Genomic DNA, 20,605 nt, shown 5'->3' with positions numbered 1-20,605 from the left:
GTCGTCGTCCCCTCGGCCGTGGCCCCCCCCGCGGCCGTCGCCCCGCCGTAGGCGGGTCGTCGGTCAGGCGGTCAGTCCCGCCACGGCGGCCTCGACCGCCGCATCGAGCAGCCGCTCGTCCATGGGCTCCGTGATGGCGCTGGCGTAGACGGTCACGAGGTTGTGCCCCGCCCGGACGATCACGAAGGCCGACCGTCCGGTGATCAGATTCCGCCCGCTGCCCGCGCTGAACCGGTAGTCCACCCGCCAGGACTGCTCCCCGAGCGCGGGCGGCGGCTGCGCCTCGACCGCGAACCGCACCGCCGAGCCGTCCGCGCCCCGGGCGGTGAAGCGGGGGCAGGCCCGGCGCGCCGACTCCGCCTCGGCGAGCACCGTCGCGGGCACCGGTTCGGCGTGGGACCTAATCTCGATCACCAGTTCGGCCGACGCGGTGGCGGTGAGGCCGGGCACCGTGGCGTAGCGGGCCCGCTCCCGGACCCGCTCAATTCCGCCGAGCCGGTCCAGGTAGGCGTCCTCGGCCAGGGGCCGGCAGGCCGACGGGTCTATCCGGGAGCCGCCGCCGTCGCCCCGGTCGGGTGGCACCCGCCAACCCCGCGGCAGCACCGCCCGGACCGCGCCGGCCACCCGGCGGGCCTCCGCGCGGGTGAGCGGCCGACCGGGCTCGGGCCGCCCCGGCGCGGACCGCGTGGGCCCCGGGGTGGCATCGGGTGCCGGCGGGTCGACCGGAGCCGTCGACGCCGCCGCGGCACCGGTCGGACCGGCCACCGGAAACGGGGCGTACGCCCCGGGGATCCCCGGTCCGAGCACCGCCACCGCGAGCAGGGCCGCCAGCGCCGCGACCGCCGCGACGGGCGCCCGGGCGCTGTCCGAAGGGGACGGGGCCGGTCCGGGCACGGCCGGCCGGGACGCCAGGAACGGCAGGGTGACCGCGACGAGGTAGCCCAGCCAGGCCAGTGGGGCCAGCAGGTGCGCCTCGGCGGTGTCCAGCCCGTCCGCCCGCCCGGTCGCCAGGGCGTGCGCGTACTGCAGCAGCGCCGCCGCCGTGCCGGCCGCCCAGCCGGCGGTCAGCGCCCGGCCGACACCGGCGCGGCGGCCGAGCGCGAGCACCACCAGGACCGCCCAGCCGGTGAGCGCGCAGAGCAGCCAGCGCTGCTGGGCCAGCCGGTTCGCCTCGGCCAGGGTGTCCGGCGGGAGCAGCTCGGTCCGCCACATGGCGGCCCCCGCACCGAGCAGCACGGCGGTCAGGACCACCGCCACGACCCCCCGGTCCCACCGCCACGCCGGACGCCGGTGCCCCTGCCCGGCACCGTGCAGCAGCGCGCCGACCAGCACCGGGACCAGCAGCGCGAGCAGCGGCCAACCGCTGCGGGGCAGCGCGAAGACCAGCCAGGCGCGGGCCGCGTTGCCGTCGGTCGGCACGGACGCCAGCGCCGGCAGCGGCCAGAGCACCGCGACGCTGGCGGCCACCGCGACCAGGTACGTGGCTGCCCGCCAGCCGACCGATCCGGGCCGGCGGGCCACCACCAGCCGCGCCAGCAGCACGCAGAGGCCGGCCACCGCCGCGGCGAGTGGTCCCGCGAGCGCGGCGACCAGCAGCGCGACGGAGACGTCCGGCCGGGCCGACACAGCCGAGCTGCCCGGTACCGGCAGTGCGGTGGCGAGGAACGCCGTCACCGCGAAGCCGACGGCCGCGCCGAGGACGGGCCGCCACCAGCCGCCCGCGCCGGCGGCGGCGCGGCGGACGAGCGCGGGCAGCAGTCCGAGGCTCAGCAGGACGGCGCCGACGCAGACCGCGACGGGCGGGCCGACGGTCGCCTGCGCGGTCAGGAAGAGGTCACGCACGAGGGCGTCCGCAGCGCCCGCCGCCAGCATCGCGACCGCGCCGACCGCCAGCCCGTGGACCACGCCACCCGGCGGGTCCGCCGGCCGGCCCAGCGCCGCCGCCCGGGTCGCCGGATCCGGATGCCGGGCGAGCAGCCGACGCCGCCGCGCGGGACGAGCGGTCCCGGCGCGCAGCAGCGCGGCCAGGTGCCCTGCGTGGCCGGCATCGGCGGCGTACCGGTCGGCTTCCCGCTCGCGCCGCCGCAGCAGCCCGGCCGCCAGCAGCCCGGTCAGCACCGCGACGACCGCCGCGCGGCCGAGCGCCGTCAGGTAGGTCGCGTTCGGCCCGAAGGAGGTCACCTCGAACAGGCCGGCGGCGAGCACCGCCGGCACCGGCAGCCAGATCAGGGCACGGACGGCAGACGCCCAGGCCACGTCCCGGGCGAGGACGTGCGCGAGTTCGTGCGCCACGACGGGGTCGAACCGCGCCGGGTCGGCGTGGGCCACCGCGACGCCCGCCGGGAGCACCACCGTCGGCCTGCCGACCACGCCACCGGTGGTGTACGCCTGCCGTACGGGCGGGGCGGCGACGACCAACCTCGGCCGGCGCCGGGCGGCCAAACCGTTGCGGTCGCAGAGATCGGCGAAGCGGTCCAGCGCGCCCGGCACGGTGAGCCGCCGGCGCAGCCGACGCCGGTCGGCCAGCGGCAGCGCCAGGACCAGCGCCGCCGCCGCGCCCAGCGCGATCCCCGCCCCGGCGAGCAGGACCACTCCACGCCGGCGGAACTGTCCGGCCAGGCAGCGGTCGCGGGCCGTCGACTGCGCCGCCGCCTCGATCGGATGGGCCCGGGTGCAGACGTCGACGGCGGCGGCCCAGGGCCGGGAGAGCGAGCGGTCGGCGAGGAAGTAGAGCCCACCGGCGCTGATCCCGACGCTGATCAGGGACGCCAGCACGAGCGCGTAGAGCCAGCCGAGCCGGTCCGGCGACAGGCGTGGGCCGACGACCACACCGGCGTCGCCGTCACGATCGCTGGCGGTCGTGTCGTCCGGGGCCGTACCGCCGTCGTGGTGGGTCCCGCCGGCGCCGGGCCCGGTCATGCGTCCGGTGGGTCGACCATCGCGCCGACGGCCGCGTCGGCGAGCAGTTCCGCCCGGCCGGCGTCCAGGCCCAGCGCCAGCGCGTGCCGGTGGCACGCCTCCCGCAGTCGGCGTGCCTGCTCGGGATCCAGCCCCGGTCGGGCGTCGGGCGGGGCGGGCAGCTCGCGGCGGCGGCGACGCAGCAGGCCGGCCCGGACGGTGGCGGCGCCGAGGACCAGCACCTCGCCCACGGCGGCGGCCACCACCTGGAGCGCGAGCTCGCTGACCAGGGTGACGTCGATGCCGAAGCCGACGCCACCCTGCGGGACGGACCAGCTCGCCGATCCCTTCGACAGTTGCCGCCGCCAGCCGGCGGCCACCTCGTCGAAGACCGCAAGTTCCTCGGGGGCGATGCGACTGACCGCCGCGTGGGCAGCGCCCACGACCAGATCGGCGGCGACGTTCTGGTGCTCGGTCACGATGCCATCGTGCCGGTACGACGCCAGCCCGGAAACCGGACAGTAAGGTTTCCGGCACCAGGATCAGCCGACAGTCAGCCGTGGCGACCGTCATCGACGCAGGCGGCGGGAGCACTCGCCATCGTGGCCGTCGCGGAGCACACAGCGCCGACCACCCGGCAGCCGCACGTCGCAGAAGACCCGGTACCGGAGGAACTGCTGGTCCTCTTCGGACACGGTGGTCTCCCCCGGGTCGGTCATCGGCAGCACGGACATCCAGCGGCCGACGACCCGGGCCAGGCGCTGCGCGGCGGGCAGGTCGGCGGCGAGGACCGGCAGGTGGATCACGTACCGCCCGCTCACCGCCGACCGCCCTCGGCCTGCCCGGACTGCAACCGGCGCAGCGCGTGCTTGGCGACTGCGGCCTCCCTCCGGCTCTGCGCGAGCGCGTCGTAGACGGCGGCCATGTCGGCGGCCACCCGGTCGAGGAAGGCGTACACCTCATCTGGGTTCAGGCCCCGGCGCCCGAGCCGGGCGGTCGGGAACCGGCGCTCGCGCACCTGCCACGGCAGCAAGCTGGGGTACGCGCGGAAGCGGTAGGTCGTCCCACCGCTCACCAAGAAGGGCCTCTGGTTGCGGGCGCTCATCTCTACCTTCCGCCTGGTCGTGGATGGGGCGGGTCCACCCGCCCTCCCCGCACGGGCGGACCCGCCTCGCCCGAACACCGCAGCTTCGATCAGCGGTACGACATCCGGGCTGCTCAGCGAGGGTGTGGGCGGGAAGCGCGGCGGCCGGTTCGGGGGATGTCCCGGCCGCCGCGCTGTCGTCATCCTGTGACAGTCCGCAGTGGTTGCGCAACGTTTCAAAGCGCGATTTCTCTGACAGGCATTGACTTTCTTTCCTGAACGGATTAGGAGTTGCACGAGCAGGTCACGCAGTGTTGCGTCTTGGAACCAGGGAGTGTGCGGATGGTTGACGACCTCGGATCGACGGTGCCGCGCCGGCAGCTCGGCCGGCTGCTGAGGCAGTTCCGCAACGAGGCGGGGGTGACGCTCGACGCCGCCGCAGAAGCCCTCGAATACAGCCGGCAGAAAGTTTGGCGGCTGGAGTGCGGCATGGGTCCGGTGCGGGTGCTCGACGTCAAGGCGATGTGCGAGCTGTACGGTGTGTCGCCGGAGATGACCGAGGCGATGCGCGGGCTGGCCGCGGAGACGAAGCCGAAGGGCTGGTGGCACGCGTACGGGGATGCGGTACCGAGCTGGTTCGAGCTGTACGTCGGCCTGGAATCCGCAGCCGCGCACCTCCGCCGGTACGACGAATCACTGATCCCCGGAATCCTTCAGACCAAGGAGTACGCCCACGCCCTCTACCGTCTTGGCGGGCGGTTGAGCGACGAGGAACGCGAGCGTGCGGTGCAGGTTCGGCTCCAGCGACAGGCACTTCTCGTCCGACGGCTACCGGCGGCCCCCCGGCTTGATGCCGTGCTGTCGGAGGCTGTGCTCCGGCGGGTTCTCGGTGGCCCCGAGGTGATGAGGCTCCAACTCGACCAGCTCATCAAGCTCTCGGACCTTCCAAACGTGTCGGTCAGGGTGCTGCCGCTCGCGGCGGGCCCTCAGCCCGGAGCGGTAGCCGGGTCTTTCGTCATCCTCGACTTTCCACCGACCAAAGGTGGCCGCGCCGCCCCGGAACCCTCAGTCGTCTACAGCGAGTCCCTGACCGGCGCGCTCTACCTCGACAAGCCGGACGAGATGGCCGCCTACGACCGCGTCTGGAGGGGCCTGGATGCGCTCGCCCTCGGCGAGGCAGAATCGAGAGACATGATCAAGCGGCTCATCGGGGAGATGCGACATGACTGACCTGACCGGCGCCGTGTGGCGCAAGAGCACCCGCAGCGGCGACAACGGCGGCGACTGCGTCGAGGTCGCCACCAATCTGCCCGGCATCGTCGCCGTCCGGGACTCGAAGGACCCGGTTGGTCCCACGCTTATCTTCGGACCGGCCGCTTGGTCTGCGTTCGCGGGTGCAGCCGCGAACGGACTTGCCCCTCACCGGCGACCGTAGGCCCGGCACCGCTCAGGGCATCTGACCAGTTCGCCAATGCGGTGCAGCCATTCGATGTCGGCCCTGCGGTGACACCCACGCCAACCGAGTCCAGGAGATCAGCAATGCGAGACTGCTCCTGTGAACGATCTGACGGCTAGCGTGCGAGCCTTCGCCGAGGAACGTGATTGGCAGCAGTTCCACACGGCAAAGAACCTCGCCATGGCCCTTGCTGGCGAGGTCGGCGAACTGCTGGCCGAGTTTCAGTGGCTCACTCCGGAGCAGTCCGACACGGTTATGGACGATCCCGAGGCCGGCGCACGTGTCCGAGCAGAAATCGGCGACGTGATGATCTACCTGACCCGGCTGGCGGACGTCCTCGGCATCGACCTCGAGGAGGCTGCCCTCAGCAAGTTGGACGAGGTCGCCCAGCGCTACCCTGTCCAACAGGCCAAGGGCTCTGCCGCCAAGCGGTAGCGGGCGTGCGTCGGGATGATCTCTTCGCTACAGTCCAGCGATACAAGCGCGTAACGACGGGCTTCCGGCCATAACCGGACACGCCCCCATACGCACGATCACTTCGTGCTGCCCGGGGGCAAGTGTGTCTGCGTTCCGCACCTCCGCCGATGGTCTACTTCGCTACGCCGCCGCCGGTACGCTGGCCGACCGCATCGCGGAGCACATCGGCCACAACGTGAGCCCCGCCGAACGCCGGTCTTGGGAACGCAGCCTTCCCGTGCTCGGGCAGGACCTGGCAGACGCCGGCCTGGGCCAGGTCGAGGTACTGGTCGAATATCAACTTCCGCTGACCAGCAAGCGGATCGACATTGTGCTGGCCGGCGTACATCCCAAGACAGCCGAGGACTCCTACGTACTGGTGGAGCTGAAGCAATGGTCCCAGGCGGAGGCCTACGAAGGGTCTGACCGCCTTGTCCTGGTTGAGCACGTCCGGAGCCCGCGCTTGCACCCCGGCGTGCAGGTCGGCGACTACTGTGAGTACCTGACGGATTTCCTCGGCGTCCTCTCCCACCGCCGCAATCCGATAGTGGGTGCCGTATACCTACACAACGCCGTTGACCGGGACGTGAACGACCTCTTTTTGCGGCGGCCCACGGAGCAGAGCCGTATCTTCACCAAACAGCGTCGCGCTCAGTTCCTCGACTATCTCCGTACGCAGCTGGCTTCGGCCTCGGGCGCGGCCGCAGCGGACCGCTTCCTGAATAGCTCCGTCCGGCCGAGCAAACACCTCCTGTCGTACGCCGCCGCCGAGCTGAAGCAACGGTCGCATTTCACGCTGCTCGACGAGCAGCGCTTGGCGTACGAGTTGGTGCTGCACGCGGTGCAGCGGGCACGCGCCGCAGATCGCAAGTCGGTCGTGGTGGTCTCCGGTGGACCTGGCAGCGGGAAGAGCGTAATCGCGCTCTCGGTGCTCGGCGAACTGGCCCGGCAGCAGCGCTCGGTCATGCACGCCACTGGCTCGCGCTCGTTCACGCAGACCATGCGCAAGTACGCCGGCAAGGGCTCGACCCGCTTGAAAAACCTGTTCGGGTACTTCAACGGCTTCATGTCAGCCGAGCGGAACGGCCTCGACGTGCTGATCTGCGACGAGGCACACCGGATCCGGGAGACCTCGGTCAACCGTTTCACGCCGAAGGCGAAGCGGGACAAGGCGCGCCCGCAAATCGACGAACTGATCGCCGTCGCCCGCGTGCCGGTGTTCCTCCTCGACGAGCACCAGGTGGTCAAGCCGGGCGAGTTGGGCAGCGTCGATGTCATCTCGGCACACGCGAGACAGCTCAACTTGGATGTAGAGGTCGTCTCGCTACACGACCAGTTCCGCTGCGGTGGCAGCGAGGCCTATGAGCAGTGGGTCGTGGACCTGCTCGGCCTCGACGGCGGCAAGCCGTCGGTGTGGACCGGCGACGGCCGATTCGACCTGCGGCTGGCGGAGTCACCGGAGGAGGCCGAGGCGTTTCTCAGGGCGAAGCAGGTCGCCGGGGAGACGGCCCGCATGTCCGCCGGCTACTGCTGGCCGTGGAGTGACCCCCGGCCCGACGATTCGCTCGTGCAGGACGTCCAGATCGGCGAGTGGTCGCGACCGTGGAACGTCAAGAGTGACCGCAGCATCGGCGACGCGCCGGGCAGCGCGTTTTGGGCCACTGATCCGAATGGCTTCGACCAGGTAGGCTGCGTTTACACTGCTCAGGGCTTCGAGTACGAGTGGTCGGGCGTCATCATTGGCCCAGACCTGGTTGCCCGCGAGGGCCGACTGGTCACGCAGCGGGCGGAATCAAAGGACCCGGCGTTCCGCAGCCGTAAGACGCTCAACGACTTCGAGGCGGACCGGCTCATTCGCAACACCTACAAGGTGCTGATGACCCGGGGGATGCGGGGCACCCTCCTCTACTCTACCGACCCTGAGACGCGCGAATACCTGGCCTCGCTGGTCCAAGCACACCGCGGCGTGGAGACGGTCTACGAAACCATGAACCCTGGGGATCGCCCCTGAACCTCAACGTGTCCTGACAACGTCGGGCGAAGTGACTAGAATCCCGGGAAGCAAGCGGTCCGACAGGCTTTCACCCCTGAACACGCCTCCACCGCGCGAATCTTTCGTGCTCAGGGGGAACATCAGTGCCAGCTCACTTCTACGTATACGTCGGGTTGTCGTCCGCCGGGAACTACGAGAAGGGGAAGGCGAAGGGAATCTGGGGCTGGACTTCCAGCGTCCTGGACGGCGGGAACGGTGCCGAATCACGCAGCAATCGCGATGTCGCCCGCACAATTCGCACGGGCGACTATCTGATCTTCGGCTTCTACGTGCCCGGAGGACCTCGAGCGAAGAACCATCAGGAATTTTTTAACGGCACCCTGACGGAGGCGACCGTCACCCGGGTGGTACGTCCGCTATACGAATCCGCCGCAGAGGTTTGGACTGACAAGCTCTATCCCGAACGCATCGATCTCGAGGTGCTCGACACGTTCGCGCAAGTATCCGGGCGGCAGCTTGGCCTACCCGCAATGCATGCGCTACGCATGTCAGGCAACAAGCAGGGAGCGCCGGTTGGCGGCGGCCCCCCTGCCGCGACAGCGCTCGCCTCGGCCGCTGAGAATCAAACCGGCGATTCGGTAGATTTTGAAGGTGACCTTGATGCTCTTACCGCGGCTCTTCGCCGTCGAGAACAGCGCCGGCTACGGAAAATGAAGTTCGGGACGCAGGCAATCATCAGATGTGATCTGTGCGGGCGAGATTTGCCGGCACGCCTCGTCACGGCAGCTCATATCAAGCGGCGCGCCGACGCAACAAGGAACGAGCGGCTAGACATGAACAACATCATGGCGGCTTGCCTGCTCGGCTGTGATGCTCTCTTCGAGAACGGTCATGTTCACGTCGATAGCGGTGGGAAAATCCGCGTCGCAGCCGGCGTGGCGGGAGATCTACTGGCCGCAGTCCACCATCTTGCCGGCCGTCGGTGCACTGCTTACGACAAGCAGTCGCGCCCCTACTTCGAGGCGCACGCCAGCCGGTTCGTTCAGAAGCGTGTAGACACTGCCTGGCAACAGGCTGACTGGGACGTCTCGACCAATCCAGCAGCAACCGAACGGCCCTCGGCGCCCGGGCAACTTTCCCCGCGCGGATCTCTTTAGATTCACGCCGCGCCTTGAGCGCCGGACGTGCCCCGAGAGCACCGTTGTCGGAAGCCGTCGACCAGCTACATACCACCTCGGCGGCGCTGCGACTGGCGGCCGGACGGGCCGGAGGGCCTCGCTTGACCACCTGACCGCGCGGTACCCGACCGTGCCGGCGACGGCCCCGTAGGCGTACACGAAGGGTCTGCTCCGCCAGCGTGACACCGGCCGGGCAAGCAGCTGCCGTAGACCGTCAGGCCTGAGTCGGCGGCCGCAACCCGGCTGCCCGAGCGGCAGGCCACGCCGGTGCGGGTGAAGTCGGCGCGGGCCTGTCGGTATGGCGGCCGTGGGTGGCGCGCGGGGTGCCACCGACGACATCGAGGCGGCCATCGTGGACGCGCCCCTGCGCCTGGCCACCACGGTCGCGTTGGCGCTGTTCGGCGACGCCGACCGAGGCGGCGAACGTGCTCGGGTATCTGGGGCGCCGGCACGGCGGCGCGGGCGGTGGCCACCGACCAGGCGTGCCGGGAGGGCGTGCACGCGCCCCTGCCCGACCTGGTGGCGGGCGCCCGCCACCTCGCGAAGGCCCTCTCGTGACCGCCGCACGACGGCGGGGCTCCGCGTCCTAGGTGAGGGTGGTCGCCACGTACGCGGCGGCGTCGGCGACGAGCGCCTGCTGGTGTTCCGCGTCCCTGGTGGCCTTGCTCGACATGATCGCGATGACGAGCGGTGGGGACGTCGTGGGCCAGACGACGGCGATGTCGTTGACCGTGCCGTAGTCGCCGGTCCCGGTCTTGTCGGCCACGGTCCAGCCGCGCGGCACGCCGGCGCGGATGCGCTGGGTGCCGGCGCGGGTGGCGTTGCGTTCCAGCAGGTCGCGGAGGACGGCGCGCTTCTCCGGTGGCAGGGCGTCGCCCAGCACGATCCGCTGGTAGGTGGTGCCGAGTGCTCGCGGGGAGGAGGTGTCGCGAGGGTCGCCCGGGATGGCGGTCGTGATCGTCGGCTCCATCCGGTCCATCCGGGTGACCTCGTCGCCGAGGCCACGGGCGTACGCGGTCAGCTGGGCCGGCCCGCCCAGGTCGCGGAGCAGGAGGTTGCCGGCCGTACCGTCGCTGTGGCGCACGGCGGCGTCGCACAGTTGGCGGATCGTCATCCCCGTGGCCACGTGCCGCCTGGTGATCACCGAGCTCTTCATGAGGTCGTCCTCGGTGTACCTGACGACGGTGTCCAAGTGGGACAGCGGGTGGCGGTGCAGCACCGCCGCGGCCGCCAGCGCCTTGAACGTCGAGCAGAACGCGAAACGTTCGTCCGCGCGGTGGGCGATGGTGTCGCCGGTGCCCGTGGCCAGGGCGTACACGCCCAGGCGCGCGTCGAACGTGCGTTCCAGCTCCGCCAGGCGCTCGTGGCGGCCACTCGTCGTGGCGGCGGGAGGGGAAGCGGGGCGAGCGGTGGCGGTAGGGGAAGCGGGGAGCGCGGAGGAGGTGGGGGCAGGGGGCGCGCCGCCGTCCGCGCAGCCGGCCAGCGGCAGGGCCGCTGCCGCCCCCAGCAGAGCACGGCGGGTGATGGTCGGCTGCGTCGAAGTCAAGGTCCTGCCTCCGTTGTCGGGTCACGAGGATGGGCGGGGTCCCGGTCCCGGCCACCCCATGAGCCAACGCGCCGCCCGCCGCCGTCGGTTGCATCGCGGGAGGGATTCACGATCCGCCCGCACGGGATGTCTCCTCTGCCGGGGCGCGCGGCTGGGCCGGCGGCACCCCCGCGTCGGCAGGAGGCAGGATGGGCGGGTGACTGCCCCCACCCGCCCGCCGTCGGCCGTGTTGGACGCGGTGCTCGAGCGGTTGACGTACGTCAACGAGGAGACCGGCTACACCGTCGCCCGAGTGGCCACCGACCACGGCAGTGACCTGCTCACGGTGGTCGGCGCGCTGCTCGGAGCCCAGCCGGGGGAGAGCCTGCGCCTGTCCGGTCGGTGGTCGTCGCACCCGCAGTACGGCCGGCAGTTCGAGGTGCACTCGTACACCACCGTCCTGCCGGCCACGATCCAGGGCATCCGCCGCTACCTCGGCTCCGGGCTGGTCAAGGGCATCGGTCCGGTGTTCGCGGAGCGGATCGTCGCCCACTTCGGCCTCGACACCCTCCGCGTGATCGAGGAGGAGCCCGCCCGGCTGGTCGAGGTGCCCGGGCTGGGGCCGAAGCGCACGGCGAAGATCACCGCGGCGTGGGAGGAGCAGAAGGCCATCAAGGAGGTGATGGTCTTCCTCCAGGGCGTCGGCGTCTCCACCTCGCTGGCGGTGCGGATCTTCAAGCAGTACGGCGACGCCGCCATCACCGTTGTCCGCAACGAGCCGTACCGGCTGGCGGCCGACGTGTGGGGCATCGGCTTCAAGACCGCCGACACCATCGCCCAGGCCGTCGGGATCCCGCACGACAGCCCCCAGCGGGTGAAGGCCGGCCTGCAGCACACCCTGTCCGAGGCCACGGACGACGGGCACTGCTACCTGCCCCACCCGCAGCTGGTCGACGACGCCATCAAGATCCTCAACGTGCCGGGCGACCTCGTCACCGCCTGCCTCGACGAGCTCGTCGGCGAGGAGGGCGTGGTGCGCGAGACGCTGCCCGGGCCGGACGGCGAGCCGACGACGGCGGTGTACCTGGTGCCGTTCCACCGTGCCGAGCAGTCGCTCGCCGGGTCCCTGCTGCGGCTGCTGCGCGACCGCGCCGACCGGCTGCCCCACTTCACCGGCGTCGACTGGAGCAAAGCGCTGGCCTGGTTGAAGGCCCGCACCGGCACCGACCTCGCCCCCGAGCAGGAACAGGCGGTCCGTCTCGCCCTCACCTCCCGGGTGGCCGTGCTGACCGGCGGGCCCGGCTGCGGCAAGAGCTTCACCGTCCGCTCGATCGTCGAACTCGCCGCCGCGAAGCGGGCCAAGGTCACCCTCGTCGCGCCGACGGGCCGGGCCGCGAAGCGACTGTCGGAGCTGACCGGGCATCCGGCGGCCACCGTGCACCGGCTGTTGCAGCTACGCCCCGGCGGGGAGGCCAGCCATGACCGGGACAATCCCCTCGACGTCGACCTGCTCGTCGTCGACGAGGCCTCCATGCTGGACCTCATCCTGGCCAACAAGCTCGTCAAGGCCGTCCCGCCGGGCGCGCACCTGCTGCTCGTCGGGGACGTCGACCAGCTTCCCTCCGTCGGCGCCGGCGAGGTGCTGCGAGACCTGCTCGCCGCCCCGGCCATCCCCCGGGTCCGGCTGACGCAGGTCTTCCGCCAGGCCGCGGAGTCCGGGGTCGTCACCAACGCCCACCGCATCAACGCCGGCCGGCCGCCCCTGCTCGAGGGTCTGAGCGACTTCTTCCTGTTCGCCTGCGACGACACCGAGGCCGCCGCCGCGCTGACCGTGGACGTCGCCTGCACCCGGATCCCCGCCCGCTTCGGCCTCGACCCGCGCCGCGACGTGCAGGTCCTCACCCCCATGCACCGCGGCCCGGCCGGCGCGGCGGCGTTGAACACGCTGCTCCAGCAGCGGCTCACCCCGGCACGCGACGGGCAGCCCGAGCGCCGCCTGGGTGGGCGGGTGTTCCGCGTCGGCGACAAGGTCACCCAGATCCGCAACAACTACGACAAGGGCCAGGCCGGCGTCTTCAACGGCACCGTCGGCATCGTCACCGCGCTGAGCACCGACGAGCAGACCCTGACGGTACGCACCGACGAGGACGAGAGCATCGACTACGACTTCGACGAACTCGACGAGCTGGCCCACGCGTACGCCATGACGATCCACCGCTCGCAGGGCTCCGAGTACCCCGCCGTCGTCATCCCGCTCACCACCAGCGCGTGGATGATGCTGCAACGCAACCTGCTCTACACCGCCGTCACCCGTGCCAAGAAGCTCGTCGTCCTGGTCGGCTCCCGCCGCGCCCTCGCCGCCGCCGTCCGTACCGTCGGCGCCGGGCGCCGCCACACCGCCCTCGACCACCGCCTCGCCTGAGCGGCCCGCCGTCCGACGCACCGCCGCCCCGGTCCGCCCGCCCCGCGCTGCGGCGGTGGGGATCGCGGCCGGCGCGGGTGGCCCACGTCGGCGGTCGGGGCGAGGCGGGCCCCTACGCCAACGGCCGGCGCGGGGCGGCGGCTCCTACGCCGGCGGGCGGGGCGCGGGGCCCAGCGCCGCGAGCTGGATCTGCAACGCCAGCCGGGTGCGCGGCGAGGCGAGGTCGACGGGGACGACCTCGGTGAGGCGACGCATCCGGTACCGCAGCGTGTTGGGATGCACGTGCAGCTGCCGCGCCGCCCTGTTCGGGTCGCCCTGCTGGTCGAGCCAGGCGGCGATCGTGGCGACGTAGTCGGTGCCGTGCTCCCGGTCGTGGGCCACGAGGTCGGGCAGCGGCCCACCCACCAGCAGGTCGACGCCCGGCACCGCGCCGACCACCCGGTGCACGACCACCTCGGCCCACTGGTCCTCGAACCGCAGCACCGGCCCCCGCTGCCCGGCCGGGCCGCGCAACGCGAGCAGCTCCGCCGCCTCGGCGCGCGATCGCGGCAGGTCGGCCAGGTCCCGGGCGACGCCGCCGGACGCGGCGTACAGCCCCGGGTCCTGCACGGCGACGTCGTGGATCAGCCTCTCCATCCACCGCCGCGACCCGGGCGCGGCGCCCTCGTCGACCAGGACGGCGAACAGGACGTCGCCGACGTCCGCGAGCAGCGGCTGGCGCCAGCCGTGCCGGCGGGTGATCGACTCCCACAGGGCGAGGTTGTCGACCAGCTCCCCCGTCCCGCCGTGCGCGCCGAGTGCGACGACCCGCCACGGCCCCTCGGGCAGGGCCAGCTCCTCCCGCCCCATCCTGCCGGGGGCCCGCAGGGCGGCCCGCAGCCGGTCGGCCGACACCCGGCGCGCGACGTCGGCCTGCACGCGCAGGCGGAGCAGGTGCAGGGCCAGCACGGACGCCGTGCCCTGCAGGTCGCGCAACCGCCCGTCCGGCACCGGGCCCTCGACGACGGCCCAGATCGAGCCGAGCAGCTCGCCGCCCGCGCGGATCGGGATGATGAGGCGGGGCAGCGTCCCGTCCGGGCCCTGCGGTACGAAGATCAGCTCGCTGCCCGTGGCGAGCTTGCGGAAGACGCCACGGGACCGGAAGTGGGCGATCACGTTGCCGGGGGCGCGGCGGCCGACGATCGTCGACACGCGCGCCGGGTCGGTGCGGTCCTGGCGCGACGAGTAGGCGAGCACCCGGGACTGGGCGTCCTCGATCGTCACCGGCGCGTCGACGACGGCGGCGGTGGCGTCGGCGAGGGCGAACAGCTCGTCGTACACGCCGGGCTCCCCGGGCTCCGGCGAGCCGGGCGCGACGGCCCGGTCGATCATCCCGCGCAGCAACCAGACGAGCTGGGCCCAGGAGCCGTGGCGCTGCAGCTCGACCAGGGTCAGGCGTCGTCGGGCGGCGACGGACGTCACGTCGGGATGCGAGGCCAGCGGGGGCTTGAGGACGAGGCCGGCCGCCCCGGCCTCGGCGCAGCGCGCGACGACGGTGAGCGCCTGCTCGGGGGTCGCGATGCCGGCGCCGAGGACGAGGTCGCCGCTCTGGCCGGGCGGGGCGTCGTCGAGTTCGGCGACGGTCACGTCGCGTACCTCCGCCTCGTCGGCGAGGACGACGACCTTGAGCAGCGCGGCGCCGGCCGCGTCCACCACGCCAGCCACGGTGAGCATGCCGCGATTGTGCCTCGATCTTGTGCGTCCGGGCCAATGACCTGGGCGAACCTTGGTCGGAACGGACAATGACCTCTCGGCCCGGCGGGGACAGGATTGGCCGCAATCGCGGTTGCGCCTAAGGAGAGAACGCCATGTCCCCCGTCGAGTCAGTGCCCGCCCCCCAGCACGTCGCCGTCGTCGGCGCGGGGATGGTCGGGCTGGCCACCGCCTGGTTCCTGCAGGAGCGGGGGGTCCGGGTCACCGTGCTCGACCGTACGGGGGTGGCGGCGGGCGCGTCGTGGGGCAACGCCGGCTGGCTCACCCCCGGCATCACCACTCCCCTGCCGGAGCCGGCCGTGCTGCGCTACGGGGTGCGCGCCGTGCTGAGCCCGTCCTCGCCGGTCTACGTGCCGCCGCGCGCGGACGCCCGGCTCCTGCGGTTCCTGGCGGGCTTCGCGCGGCACAGCACGGCGGCGAAGTGGCAGGCCGCGATGCGGGCCCTCATCCCGATGAACCGGCGGGCGCTGGCGGCGTTCGACGCGCTGGCGGCCGGCGGGGTCGCGGCGCCGACGCACGAGGCGAAGTCGTTCCTCGCGGCGTACCGGACCGAGGCCGACCGGTCGGTCCTGCTCGACGAGCTGGCGCACATCCACGCCGCGGGCCAGGGCATCGAGTTCGACGTCCTGACCGGGGCCGAGGCCCGGGAGGTGGAGCCCTCGCTGTCGGACGCGGTCGGCGCCGCCATCCGCCTGCACGACCAGCGCTACGTCAACCCGGGGCAGTACGTGCACGCGCTGGCCGACTCCGTCCGCGCGCGGGGCGGAGCGATCGTGGCCGGGGTCGACGTGGTGGACGTCCGCGACGAGGGCACCGCGGTCCGGGTGGCGACCTCCGCCGGCACCGACGAGCGCTACGACGCCGTGGTGCTGGCGACCGGCACCTGGCTCGGCCAGCTGGCCCGGCGATTCGGCGTCCGGACCCTCGTGCAGGCCGGCCGCGGCTACAGCTTCAGCGTCGCGATCGAGCACCTGCCGGCCGGTCCGGTCTACTTCCCCGCGCAGCGCGTGGCCTGCACGCCGCTGGGCGACCGGCTGCGCGTCGCCGGGATGATGGAGTTCCGCAGCGCCGAGGCGCCGCTGGACCGTCGCCGTGTCTCGGCCATCGCCGAGGCCGCGCGGCCGCTGCTGCGCGGCGCCGACCTGGACGCGCGCACCGACGAGTGGGTCGGCTCGCGACCCTGCACGCCGGACGGCCTTCCCCTGATCGGCCGGACCAGGTCGCCGCGCGTCTTCGCGGCCGGCGGCCACGGCATGTGGGGCATCACCCTCGGCCCGCTCACCGGCGAGCTGCTCGCCGAGCAGATCACCGGCGGCGGGCAGGCCGTGGAGCTGCGCCCCTTCGACCCGCTGCGCTGACGGGCGCCGCCCGGAACCGACGCGCCGCCGGCCCCGCCTCGCGGCATCCGTTCGGATGCCGCCGGCGGGCCGCCGTCTCCCGCCCGCCCGCGGCCAGCGGGCCAGCGCAGCCGGACGTGCCAGCACAGCGAGTGGTCCAGGGCTTCCGGCGCCCCGCGAGGAAGCCCCGTGGTCGGCGAGGTGCCGGGGTCAGGAGGCGGTCGCGATCGGCGAGGGATTGAGCCTGGCGAAGCCCTCCTGCCGCTGGTAAGGGAAGTACGGGTAGGGCGCGGTGCGGGCGCTGGCGGTGTCGAGCCGGGCGAGCTGTTCGGGCGTGAGTGACCAGCCGACGGCTCCGATGTTCTGCCGCAGCTGCTCCTCGTTGCGGGCGCCGATGATGACGGTGGCCACGGTGGGTCGTCGCAGCAGCCAGTTGACCGCGATCTGCGGCACCGCCCGGCCGGTCTCGCGGGACAGCTCGTCGAGCACGTCCACGATGTGGAAGAGGTGCTCGTCGTCGACCGGCGGGCCGAAGGCGGCCGTGGCGTGCAGCCGGCTCGCGGGCGGTGGCGGGGTGTCGCGGCGGATCCTGCCGGTGAGTCGTCCCCAGCCGAGCGGGCTCCACACGACGGCTCCGACGCCCTGGTCGAGGCCCAGGGGCAGCAGTTCCCATTCGTAGTCCCGGCCGACCAGCGAGTAGTAGACCTGGTGCGCCACGTACCGGCAACGGTGGTCCCGGTCGGCGGCGGCGAGGGACTTCATGAGTTGCCAGCCGGCGAAGTTGGAGGCGCCGACGTAGCGGATCTTACCGGCCCGCACCAGGTCGTCCAGCGTCGCCACGACCTCCTCGACGGGCGTCGCGGCGTCGAAGGCGTGCAGCTGGAACAGGTCGATGTAGTCGGTGCCGAGTCGGCGCAGCGCCGCGTCGACCGAGCGGATGAGCCGGGCCCGGGAGGTCCCCGCGTCGTTCGGCCCGTCGCCGGTCGGCAGGCCGCTCTTGGTGGAGATCAGGACGGCGTCGCGTCGGCCTCTGATCGCCTGCCCCAGCACCTCCTCGGACGCGCCGTCGGAGTACACGTCCGCGGTGTCGAACATGGTGATCCCGGCGTCCAGGCAGATGTCCACGAGGCGCCTGGCCTGGCGCGCGTCCGTGTTGCCCCAGGCGCCGAAGAGCGGTCCGGAACCGCCGAAGGTGCCGGCGCCGAAGCTCAGCGCGGGCACGGTGAGGCCGGATGCCCCCAGTCGTCGGTACTCCACGATCACACCTCCCAATTAACGGAACTGTGGTTCCTTTAAGCCGGTGAGTACGATAGCAGCCATCCGCAGTTAAGGGAACTGGAGACCCGTTATGACCGTGGGTGCCATTCGGCCCGGAGGACGGACCGCCCGGGTACGCGCCGCCGTGCTCCGAGCCGCCAGTGACGCGCTCATCGAGCACGGCTTCGACCGCCTCGACCTCGCCGACGTGGCGCGCCGCGCCGAGGTGGGCAAGACGACGGTCTACCGCCGCTGGGGCACGGTCGCCGGCCTCGTCGCCGACCTGCTGGCGGACATGGCGGAGCAGTCGTCGCCCCGGGCAGACACCGGCTCGCTGATCGGGGACCTGCGGGCCAATGCCCGGCTCGTGCAGCGCACCCTGGTCGATCCGCGCCAGGGCGCGCTGTTCCGGGCGGTCATCGTCGCCGCGACCTGCGATCCCCGTGCCGCCGAGGCGCTGCATCGCTTCTACGCCGTACGCATCGCCGAGTGGGCTCCCTGCGTCGAACAGGCCGTGCGGCGGGCGGAGCTGCCCGCCGGCACGGATGCGGCCGAAGTCATCCGCGCCGTCTCGGCACCGCTCTACTACCGCCTGCTCGTCAGCGGAGATCCCGTCGACGAGGCCGCGGCGGACCGGGCCGCCGAAGGGGCAGCGGCAGCCGCCCGCGCCGGCGTCTACACGCCGACCAACGGTCGCCACTGACGGCGCGCCACATCCTCGACTGTCCCGCTCGTTGCCGGGCCCGAGGCCGGCCGCCCCGCTCGTTGCGGCGCGCTCCGTCAGCCTCGTCGGTGGTGCCGGGCCCGAGGCGGGCCGTCCCGCTCGTTGCCGGGCCGGAGGCGGCGTGAAGGGACGCGGCCCTCGTTCGCTCGGCCTGAGGTGCGCCGGCGCGACGAAACGCCCGCCTACGTTCCGTGACCGGTGCGGCACCGCAGCCCCGCGGACGGCGGCCGGCTCGCCGGCGCGGGCGGGGCGGTCGGCGCGGTCATCGGCCAGGCCAGCTCGGCTGCGAGCCGTCCGGCGACACCGATGACGGTTCGTTCGCAGCTTCATGACAGTTGTGTGAAGAAGCTGTGGAAGTGACCGTCAGTGGTTTCGTCGCCCTTCCGGCGGGGGCAACACCCCGCTCGACGACAACTCTCCGGAAGGACGGCTCCAGTGGAAGTCACCGGTTTCTTCACTGCCATCATCATCGGTCTGATCATCGGGGCGTTGGGCCGCCTGGTCGTACCGGGCAAGCAGCACATCCCGATCTGGCTCACGCTGCTCATCGGTGTGGTGGCGGCGATCCTCGGCACACTCGTCGCCGGGGCCCTGGGCGTCGACGACACCCGGGGGATCGACTGGATCGAGCTGGCCCTCCAGGTCGTCTTCGCCGCGATCGGCGTCGCCATCGCCGCCGGCGCCTACGGTCGCCGACGTATCCGCTGACCTGCGCGCCCGGCGCCGGCCCACCCTCGTGGCGGGCCGGCGCCGTCGTCTCCGCCGCGCTGCCCGAAGGACCGCGCAGGCGAGGACAGGTGGCGCGACTAGCTGCGACAGTCGCAGCCGGTGCGGCCGTGGGCCGCGCGCCGGTGCGGCGCGGGCCGGCAGGTGGCGCAGTACCGGGCGGAGGGGCGGTGCGCCAGCTCCTCGATCGGGATGTCACGGTCGCACCCCTCGCAGACGCCGTAGCGGCCCTGTTCGAGATAGTGCAGGGCCCGGGCGATGTCGCCGAGGGCCCGTCGCGTGGCGGCCGTCAACGCGGCGGCGGCCTCGAGATCGGCCCCGTCGGAGCGCACCTGGCGGGCCTGCCGGTCCAGCAGCGCCAGCTGGGTGCTGTGCCGCTCGTACTGCTCCTCCAGGACGATCCGGAGCACCCCCAGCTCGTCCTGCCTGTTCACGAGGTACACGATCGGTCCTTCTCCCTGCTCGCAACGAAAAGAAAGGGCGGAGCGCTGATGCGCTCCGCCCGCCGGTGCCGCTCCCGTGGATCTCGACCGGGTGGCGGCGGGCGGCCCTGGCGAGGCGCCCGCCGGGTCGGCGGCGCGACGATCGGCGCGACGGCGCCCCGGCTGGCGCGGACGACCGACGACACGACGAGGCGAGGGCTGATCGCGCCCGCGACGAGGCGGCTGCGCCGCCCGACCGTCGCGGCCGTGCGCGACGGCACGGAAAGGTCCTGGTGCACCGCGGTGCGGGGCTGCCGGGAGGGGCCGGGGGCGATCACGGCGTCACCATAGACCGAACGCCCGCGCACCGGCCAGCGTCCGGAGCCTCGGGGCCTCGTCGTGGGGTCGCCGGGTCGGCCGGGACGGCCGTGACCCGCCGCACAGGCCCCGAAACCGAGGTGCGCGCGCCGGCCCCGGCGCTCTACGTTTCGGCCGTGACCCTCGACATCGTGAGCCTGGCGGACCGCCCCGACCTCGCCCGTTCGCTCGACGAAGACTTCGACGGGGCGTGGCCGCCGTTCATGCTGTGGGACCCGATGGGCGCGCTGTACTACGGCGTCGCCCACGACCTGTACCCCCAGTTCGTGTTCGCCGCCGTCGACCCCGCCGATCCCGCACGCGCGGTCGCCCGGGCGTACGCGGTGCCGTTGCGCTGGACGGAACCGGAGCTTCCCGACGGTGGCTGGGACCGGGTGATCCAGCGCTCCGCCCTCAACCGCCTGACCGGCGCCGAGCCGAACATCGTCTCGGCGTTGGAGATCTGCATCCGGCCCGACCGGCGCGGCACCGGGCTGTCCGCCGTGATGCTCGCCGCGATGCGCGAGGCCGTCGCGAAACTGGGCTACGACACGCTGGTCGCGCCCGTCCGACCGAGCGGCAAGCACGCCCGGCCCGAACTGCCGATGACGGAGTACGCGGCGCAGGTCCGCGAGGACGGCCTGCCGGTCGACCCCTGGCTGCGGGTGCACGTGCGCGCGGGCGGACGCATCGAACGCGTCGCCACCCGGTCGATGACGATCGCCGGGACCCTCGCCGACTGGCGTCGCTGGACGGGCCTGCCGTTCGACACCAGCGGGCCGGTCCACGTGCCCGGGGCCCTCGTGCCGGTGCACTGCGACGTGGCGCACGAGCACGCCGTCTACGTCGAGCCCAACGTCTGGGTCAGCCACCGGCTCTAGTCGTCGCGCCGCGCTCAGGAACGCCTTGCGGGCAGGTGAGCCACCGCACCAGTGGCAGCAGCGCGACGTCGACGCAGAGCTCAACCACAGGCCGTTGCGGTGCAGCCGGTTCGGGGGCGGGAGCCGAGGTGGCGGGG

The 20,605-nt window shown here is 72.8% G+C and carries 18 protein-coding genes; 10 read left to right on the top strand and 8 right to left on the bottom strand.

Annotated elements, in window-relative coordinates; all coding sequences use genetic code 11:
* Window positions 1–63 precede the first annotated feature (63 nt).
* The 4 genes from ACSNN9_RS06640 to ACSNN9_RS06625 all read right to left on the bottom strand — a co-directional run bounded on the left by ACSNN9_RS06640 (window position 64) and on the right by ACSNN9_RS06625 (window position 4,003).
* The gene (locus ACSNN9_RS06640) at window positions 64–2,919 is read right to left on the bottom strand and encodes a M48 family metalloprotease (protein ID WP_436671830.1); all 2,856 of its coding nucleotides are present in this window, start codon (window positions 2,917–2,919) and stop codon (window positions 64–66) included.
* The gene (locus tag ACSNN9_RS06635) at window positions 2,916–3,377 is read right to left on the bottom strand and encodes a hypothetical protein (protein WP_436671828.1); all 462 of its coding nucleotides are present in this window, start codon (window positions 3,375–3,377) and stop codon (window positions 2,916–2,918) included. Before ACSNN9_RS06635 ends, ACSNN9_RS06640 begins: the two co-directional genes overlap by 4 nt.
* Window positions 3,378–3,467: 90 nt before the next feature.
* On the bottom strand, window positions 3,468–3,719 hold the full coding sequence (locus ACSNN9_RS06630; RefSeq protein WP_436671826.1) for a hypothetical protein: 252 nt from the start codon (window positions 3,717–3,719) through the stop codon (window positions 3,468–3,470).
* On the bottom strand, window positions 3,716–4,003 hold the full coding sequence (locus ACSNN9_RS06625; protein ID WP_436671825.1) for a DivIVA domain-containing protein: 288 nt from the start codon (window positions 4,001–4,003) through the stop codon (window positions 3,716–3,718). The genes ACSNN9_RS06630 and ACSNN9_RS06625 overlap by 4 nt, the downstream gene beginning before the upstream one ends.
* A 321-nt stretch (window positions 4,004–4,324) precedes the next feature.
* On the opposite strand from ACSNN9_RS06625, the gene ACSNN9_RS06620 reads away from it, so the two are divergent.
* The 5 genes from ACSNN9_RS06620 (at window position 4,325) to ACSNN9_RS06600 (ending at window position 9,044) form a co-directional block, all read left to right on the top strand.
* A complete protein-coding gene (locus ACSNN9_RS06620) occupies window positions 4,325–5,212 on the top strand; it encodes a helix-turn-helix domain-containing protein (protein ID WP_436671824.1) in 888 nt (295 codons plus the stop codon).
* A complete protein-coding gene (locus tag ACSNN9_RS06615) occupies window positions 5,205–5,417 on the top strand; it encodes a DUF397 domain-containing protein (RefSeq protein WP_436671822.1) in 213 nt (70 codons plus the stop codon). Before ACSNN9_RS06620 ends, ACSNN9_RS06615 begins: the two co-directional genes overlap by 8 nt.
* A 120-nt stretch (window positions 5,418–5,537) precedes the next feature.
* Entirely contained in the window at window positions 5,538–5,873 is a 336-nt protein-coding gene (locus ACSNN9_RS06610) for a nucleotide pyrophosphohydrolase (protein WP_436671821.1), read from the top strand.
* Between the two features lie 124 nt (window positions 5,874–5,997).
* Window positions 5,998–7,905 carry a DNA/RNA helicase domain-containing protein gene (locus ACSNN9_RS06605; RefSeq protein ID WP_436671820.1) on the top strand — a complete coding sequence of 636 codons (1,908 nt, stop codon included), beginning with the start codon at window positions 5,998–6,000 and terminating at the stop codon, window positions 7,903–7,905.
* A gap of 125 nt (window positions 7,906–8,030) precedes the next feature.
* Entirely contained in the window at window positions 8,031–9,044 is a 1,014-nt protein-coding gene (locus ACSNN9_RS06600; protein ID WP_436671818.1) for a hypothetical protein, read from the top strand.
* Between the two features lie 607 nt (window positions 9,045–9,651).
* On the opposite strand, the gene bla is transcribed toward ACSNN9_RS06600, so the two are convergent.
* Complete coding sequence (gene bla, locus ACSNN9_RS06595) at window positions 9,652–10,590, bottom strand: class A beta-lactamase (protein ID WP_436671892.1); 939 nt, start codon at window positions 10,588–10,590, stop codon at window positions 9,652–9,654.
* Window positions 10,591–10,807: 217 nt separating this feature from the next.
* On the opposite strand from bla, the gene recD2 reads away from it, so the two are divergent.
* Window positions 10,808–13,012 (top strand): SF1B family DNA helicase RecD2, encoded by a 2,205-nt coding sequence (gene recD2, locus ACSNN9_RS06590; RefSeq protein WP_436671817.1) that lies wholly within the window; start codon window positions 10,808–10,810, stop codon window positions 13,010–13,012.
* A 144-nt stretch (window positions 13,013–13,156) separates the two neighbouring features.
* Here the strand turns inward: recD2 and ACSNN9_RS06585 are convergent, their stop codons facing one another.
* Window positions 13,157–14,725, bottom strand: coding sequence for a helix-turn-helix domain-containing protein (locus tag ACSNN9_RS06585; protein ID WP_436671815.1), 1,569 nt, complete (start codon window positions 14,723–14,725; stop codon window positions 13,157–13,159).
* A gap of 134 nt (window positions 14,726–14,859) precedes the next feature.
* On the opposite strand from ACSNN9_RS06585, the gene ACSNN9_RS06580 reads away from it, so the two are divergent.
* A complete protein-coding gene (locus tag ACSNN9_RS06580; RefSeq protein ID WP_436671814.1) occupies window positions 14,860–16,122 on the top strand; it encodes an NAD(P)/FAD-dependent oxidoreductase in 1,263 nt (420 codons plus the stop codon).
* A 189-nt stretch (window positions 16,123–16,311) separates the two neighbouring features.
* Here the strand turns inward: ACSNN9_RS06580 and ACSNN9_RS06575 are convergent, their stop codons facing one another.
* Complete coding sequence (locus ACSNN9_RS06575) at window positions 16,312–17,358, bottom strand: aldo/keto reductase (protein ID WP_436671812.1); 1,047 nt, start codon at window positions 17,356–17,358, stop codon at window positions 16,312–16,314.
* Between the two features lie 91 nt (window positions 17,359–17,449).
* Between ACSNN9_RS06575 and ACSNN9_RS06570 the strand changes: the two genes are divergently transcribed.
* Window positions 17,450–18,061: a TetR/AcrR family transcriptional regulator gene (locus ACSNN9_RS06570; protein WP_436671811.1), complete on the top strand. Its 612-nt coding sequence runs from the start codon at window positions 17,450–17,452 to the stop codon at window positions 18,059–18,061.
* A 456-nt stretch (window positions 18,062–18,517) separates the two neighbouring features.
* Window positions 18,518–18,790: a GlsB/YeaQ/YmgE family stress response membrane protein gene (locus ACSNN9_RS06565; protein ID WP_436671809.1), complete on the top strand. Its 273-nt coding sequence runs from the start codon at window positions 18,518–18,520 to the stop codon at window positions 18,788–18,790.
* 98 nt (window positions 18,791–18,888) lie between these two features.
* Here ACSNN9_RS06565 and ACSNN9_RS06560 read toward each other — a convergent pair whose 3' ends face one another.
* Window positions 18,889–19,242 carry a hypothetical protein gene (locus ACSNN9_RS06560; RefSeq protein ID WP_436671808.1) on the bottom strand — a complete coding sequence of 118 codons (354 nt, stop codon included), beginning with the start codon at window positions 19,240–19,242 and terminating at the stop codon, window positions 18,889–18,891.
* A 482-nt stretch (window positions 19,243–19,724) separates the two neighbouring features.
* Between ACSNN9_RS06560 and ACSNN9_RS06555 the strand changes: the two genes are divergently transcribed.
* The gene (locus ACSNN9_RS06555; protein WP_436671806.1) at window positions 19,725–20,468 is read left to right on the top strand and encodes an N-acetyltransferase; all 744 of its coding nucleotides are present in this window, start codon (window positions 19,725–19,727) and stop codon (window positions 20,466–20,468) included.
* Window positions 20,469–20,605 lie beyond the last annotated feature (137 nt).

This window comes from Micromonospora sp. URMC 107 (assembly GCF_051386315.1).
Taxonomy (GTDB): Bacteria; Actinomycetota; Actinomycetes; order Mycobacteriales; family Micromonosporaceae; genus Micromonospora.
The sequence above is the reverse complement of the archived record's forward strand: the minus strand, read 5'-3'. Positions and strand labels throughout refer to the sequence as shown.

Coding starts and splice junctions, on each gene's coding strand:
- ACSNN9_RS06640 (WP_436671830.1), bottom strand. CDS start 2,919: ATGACCGGGCCCGGCGCCGGCGGGACCCACCACGACGGCGGTACGGCC.
- ACSNN9_RS06625 (WP_436671825.1), bottom strand. CDS start 4,003: ATGAGCGCCCGCAACCAGAGGCCCTTCTTGGTGAGCGGTGGGACGACC.
- ACSNN9_RS06620 (WP_436671824.1), top strand. CDS start 4,325: ATGGTTGACGACCTCGGATCGACGGTGCCGCGCCGGCAGCTCGGCCGG.
- ACSNN9_RS06615 (WP_436671822.1), top strand. CDS start 5,205: ATGACTGACCTGACCGGCGCCGTGTGGCGCAAGAGCACCCGCAGCGGC.
- ACSNN9_RS06585 (WP_436671815.1), bottom strand. CDS start 14,725: ATGCTCACCGTGGCTGGCGTGGTGGACGCGGCCGGCGCCGCGCTGCTC.
- ACSNN9_RS06580 (WP_436671814.1), top strand. CDS start 14,860: ATGTCCCCCGTCGAGTCAGTGCCCGCCCCCCAGCACGTCGCCGTCGTC.
- ACSNN9_RS06570 (WP_436671811.1), top strand. CDS start 17,450: ATGACCGTGGGTGCCATTCGGCCCGGAGGACGGACCGCCCGGGTACGC.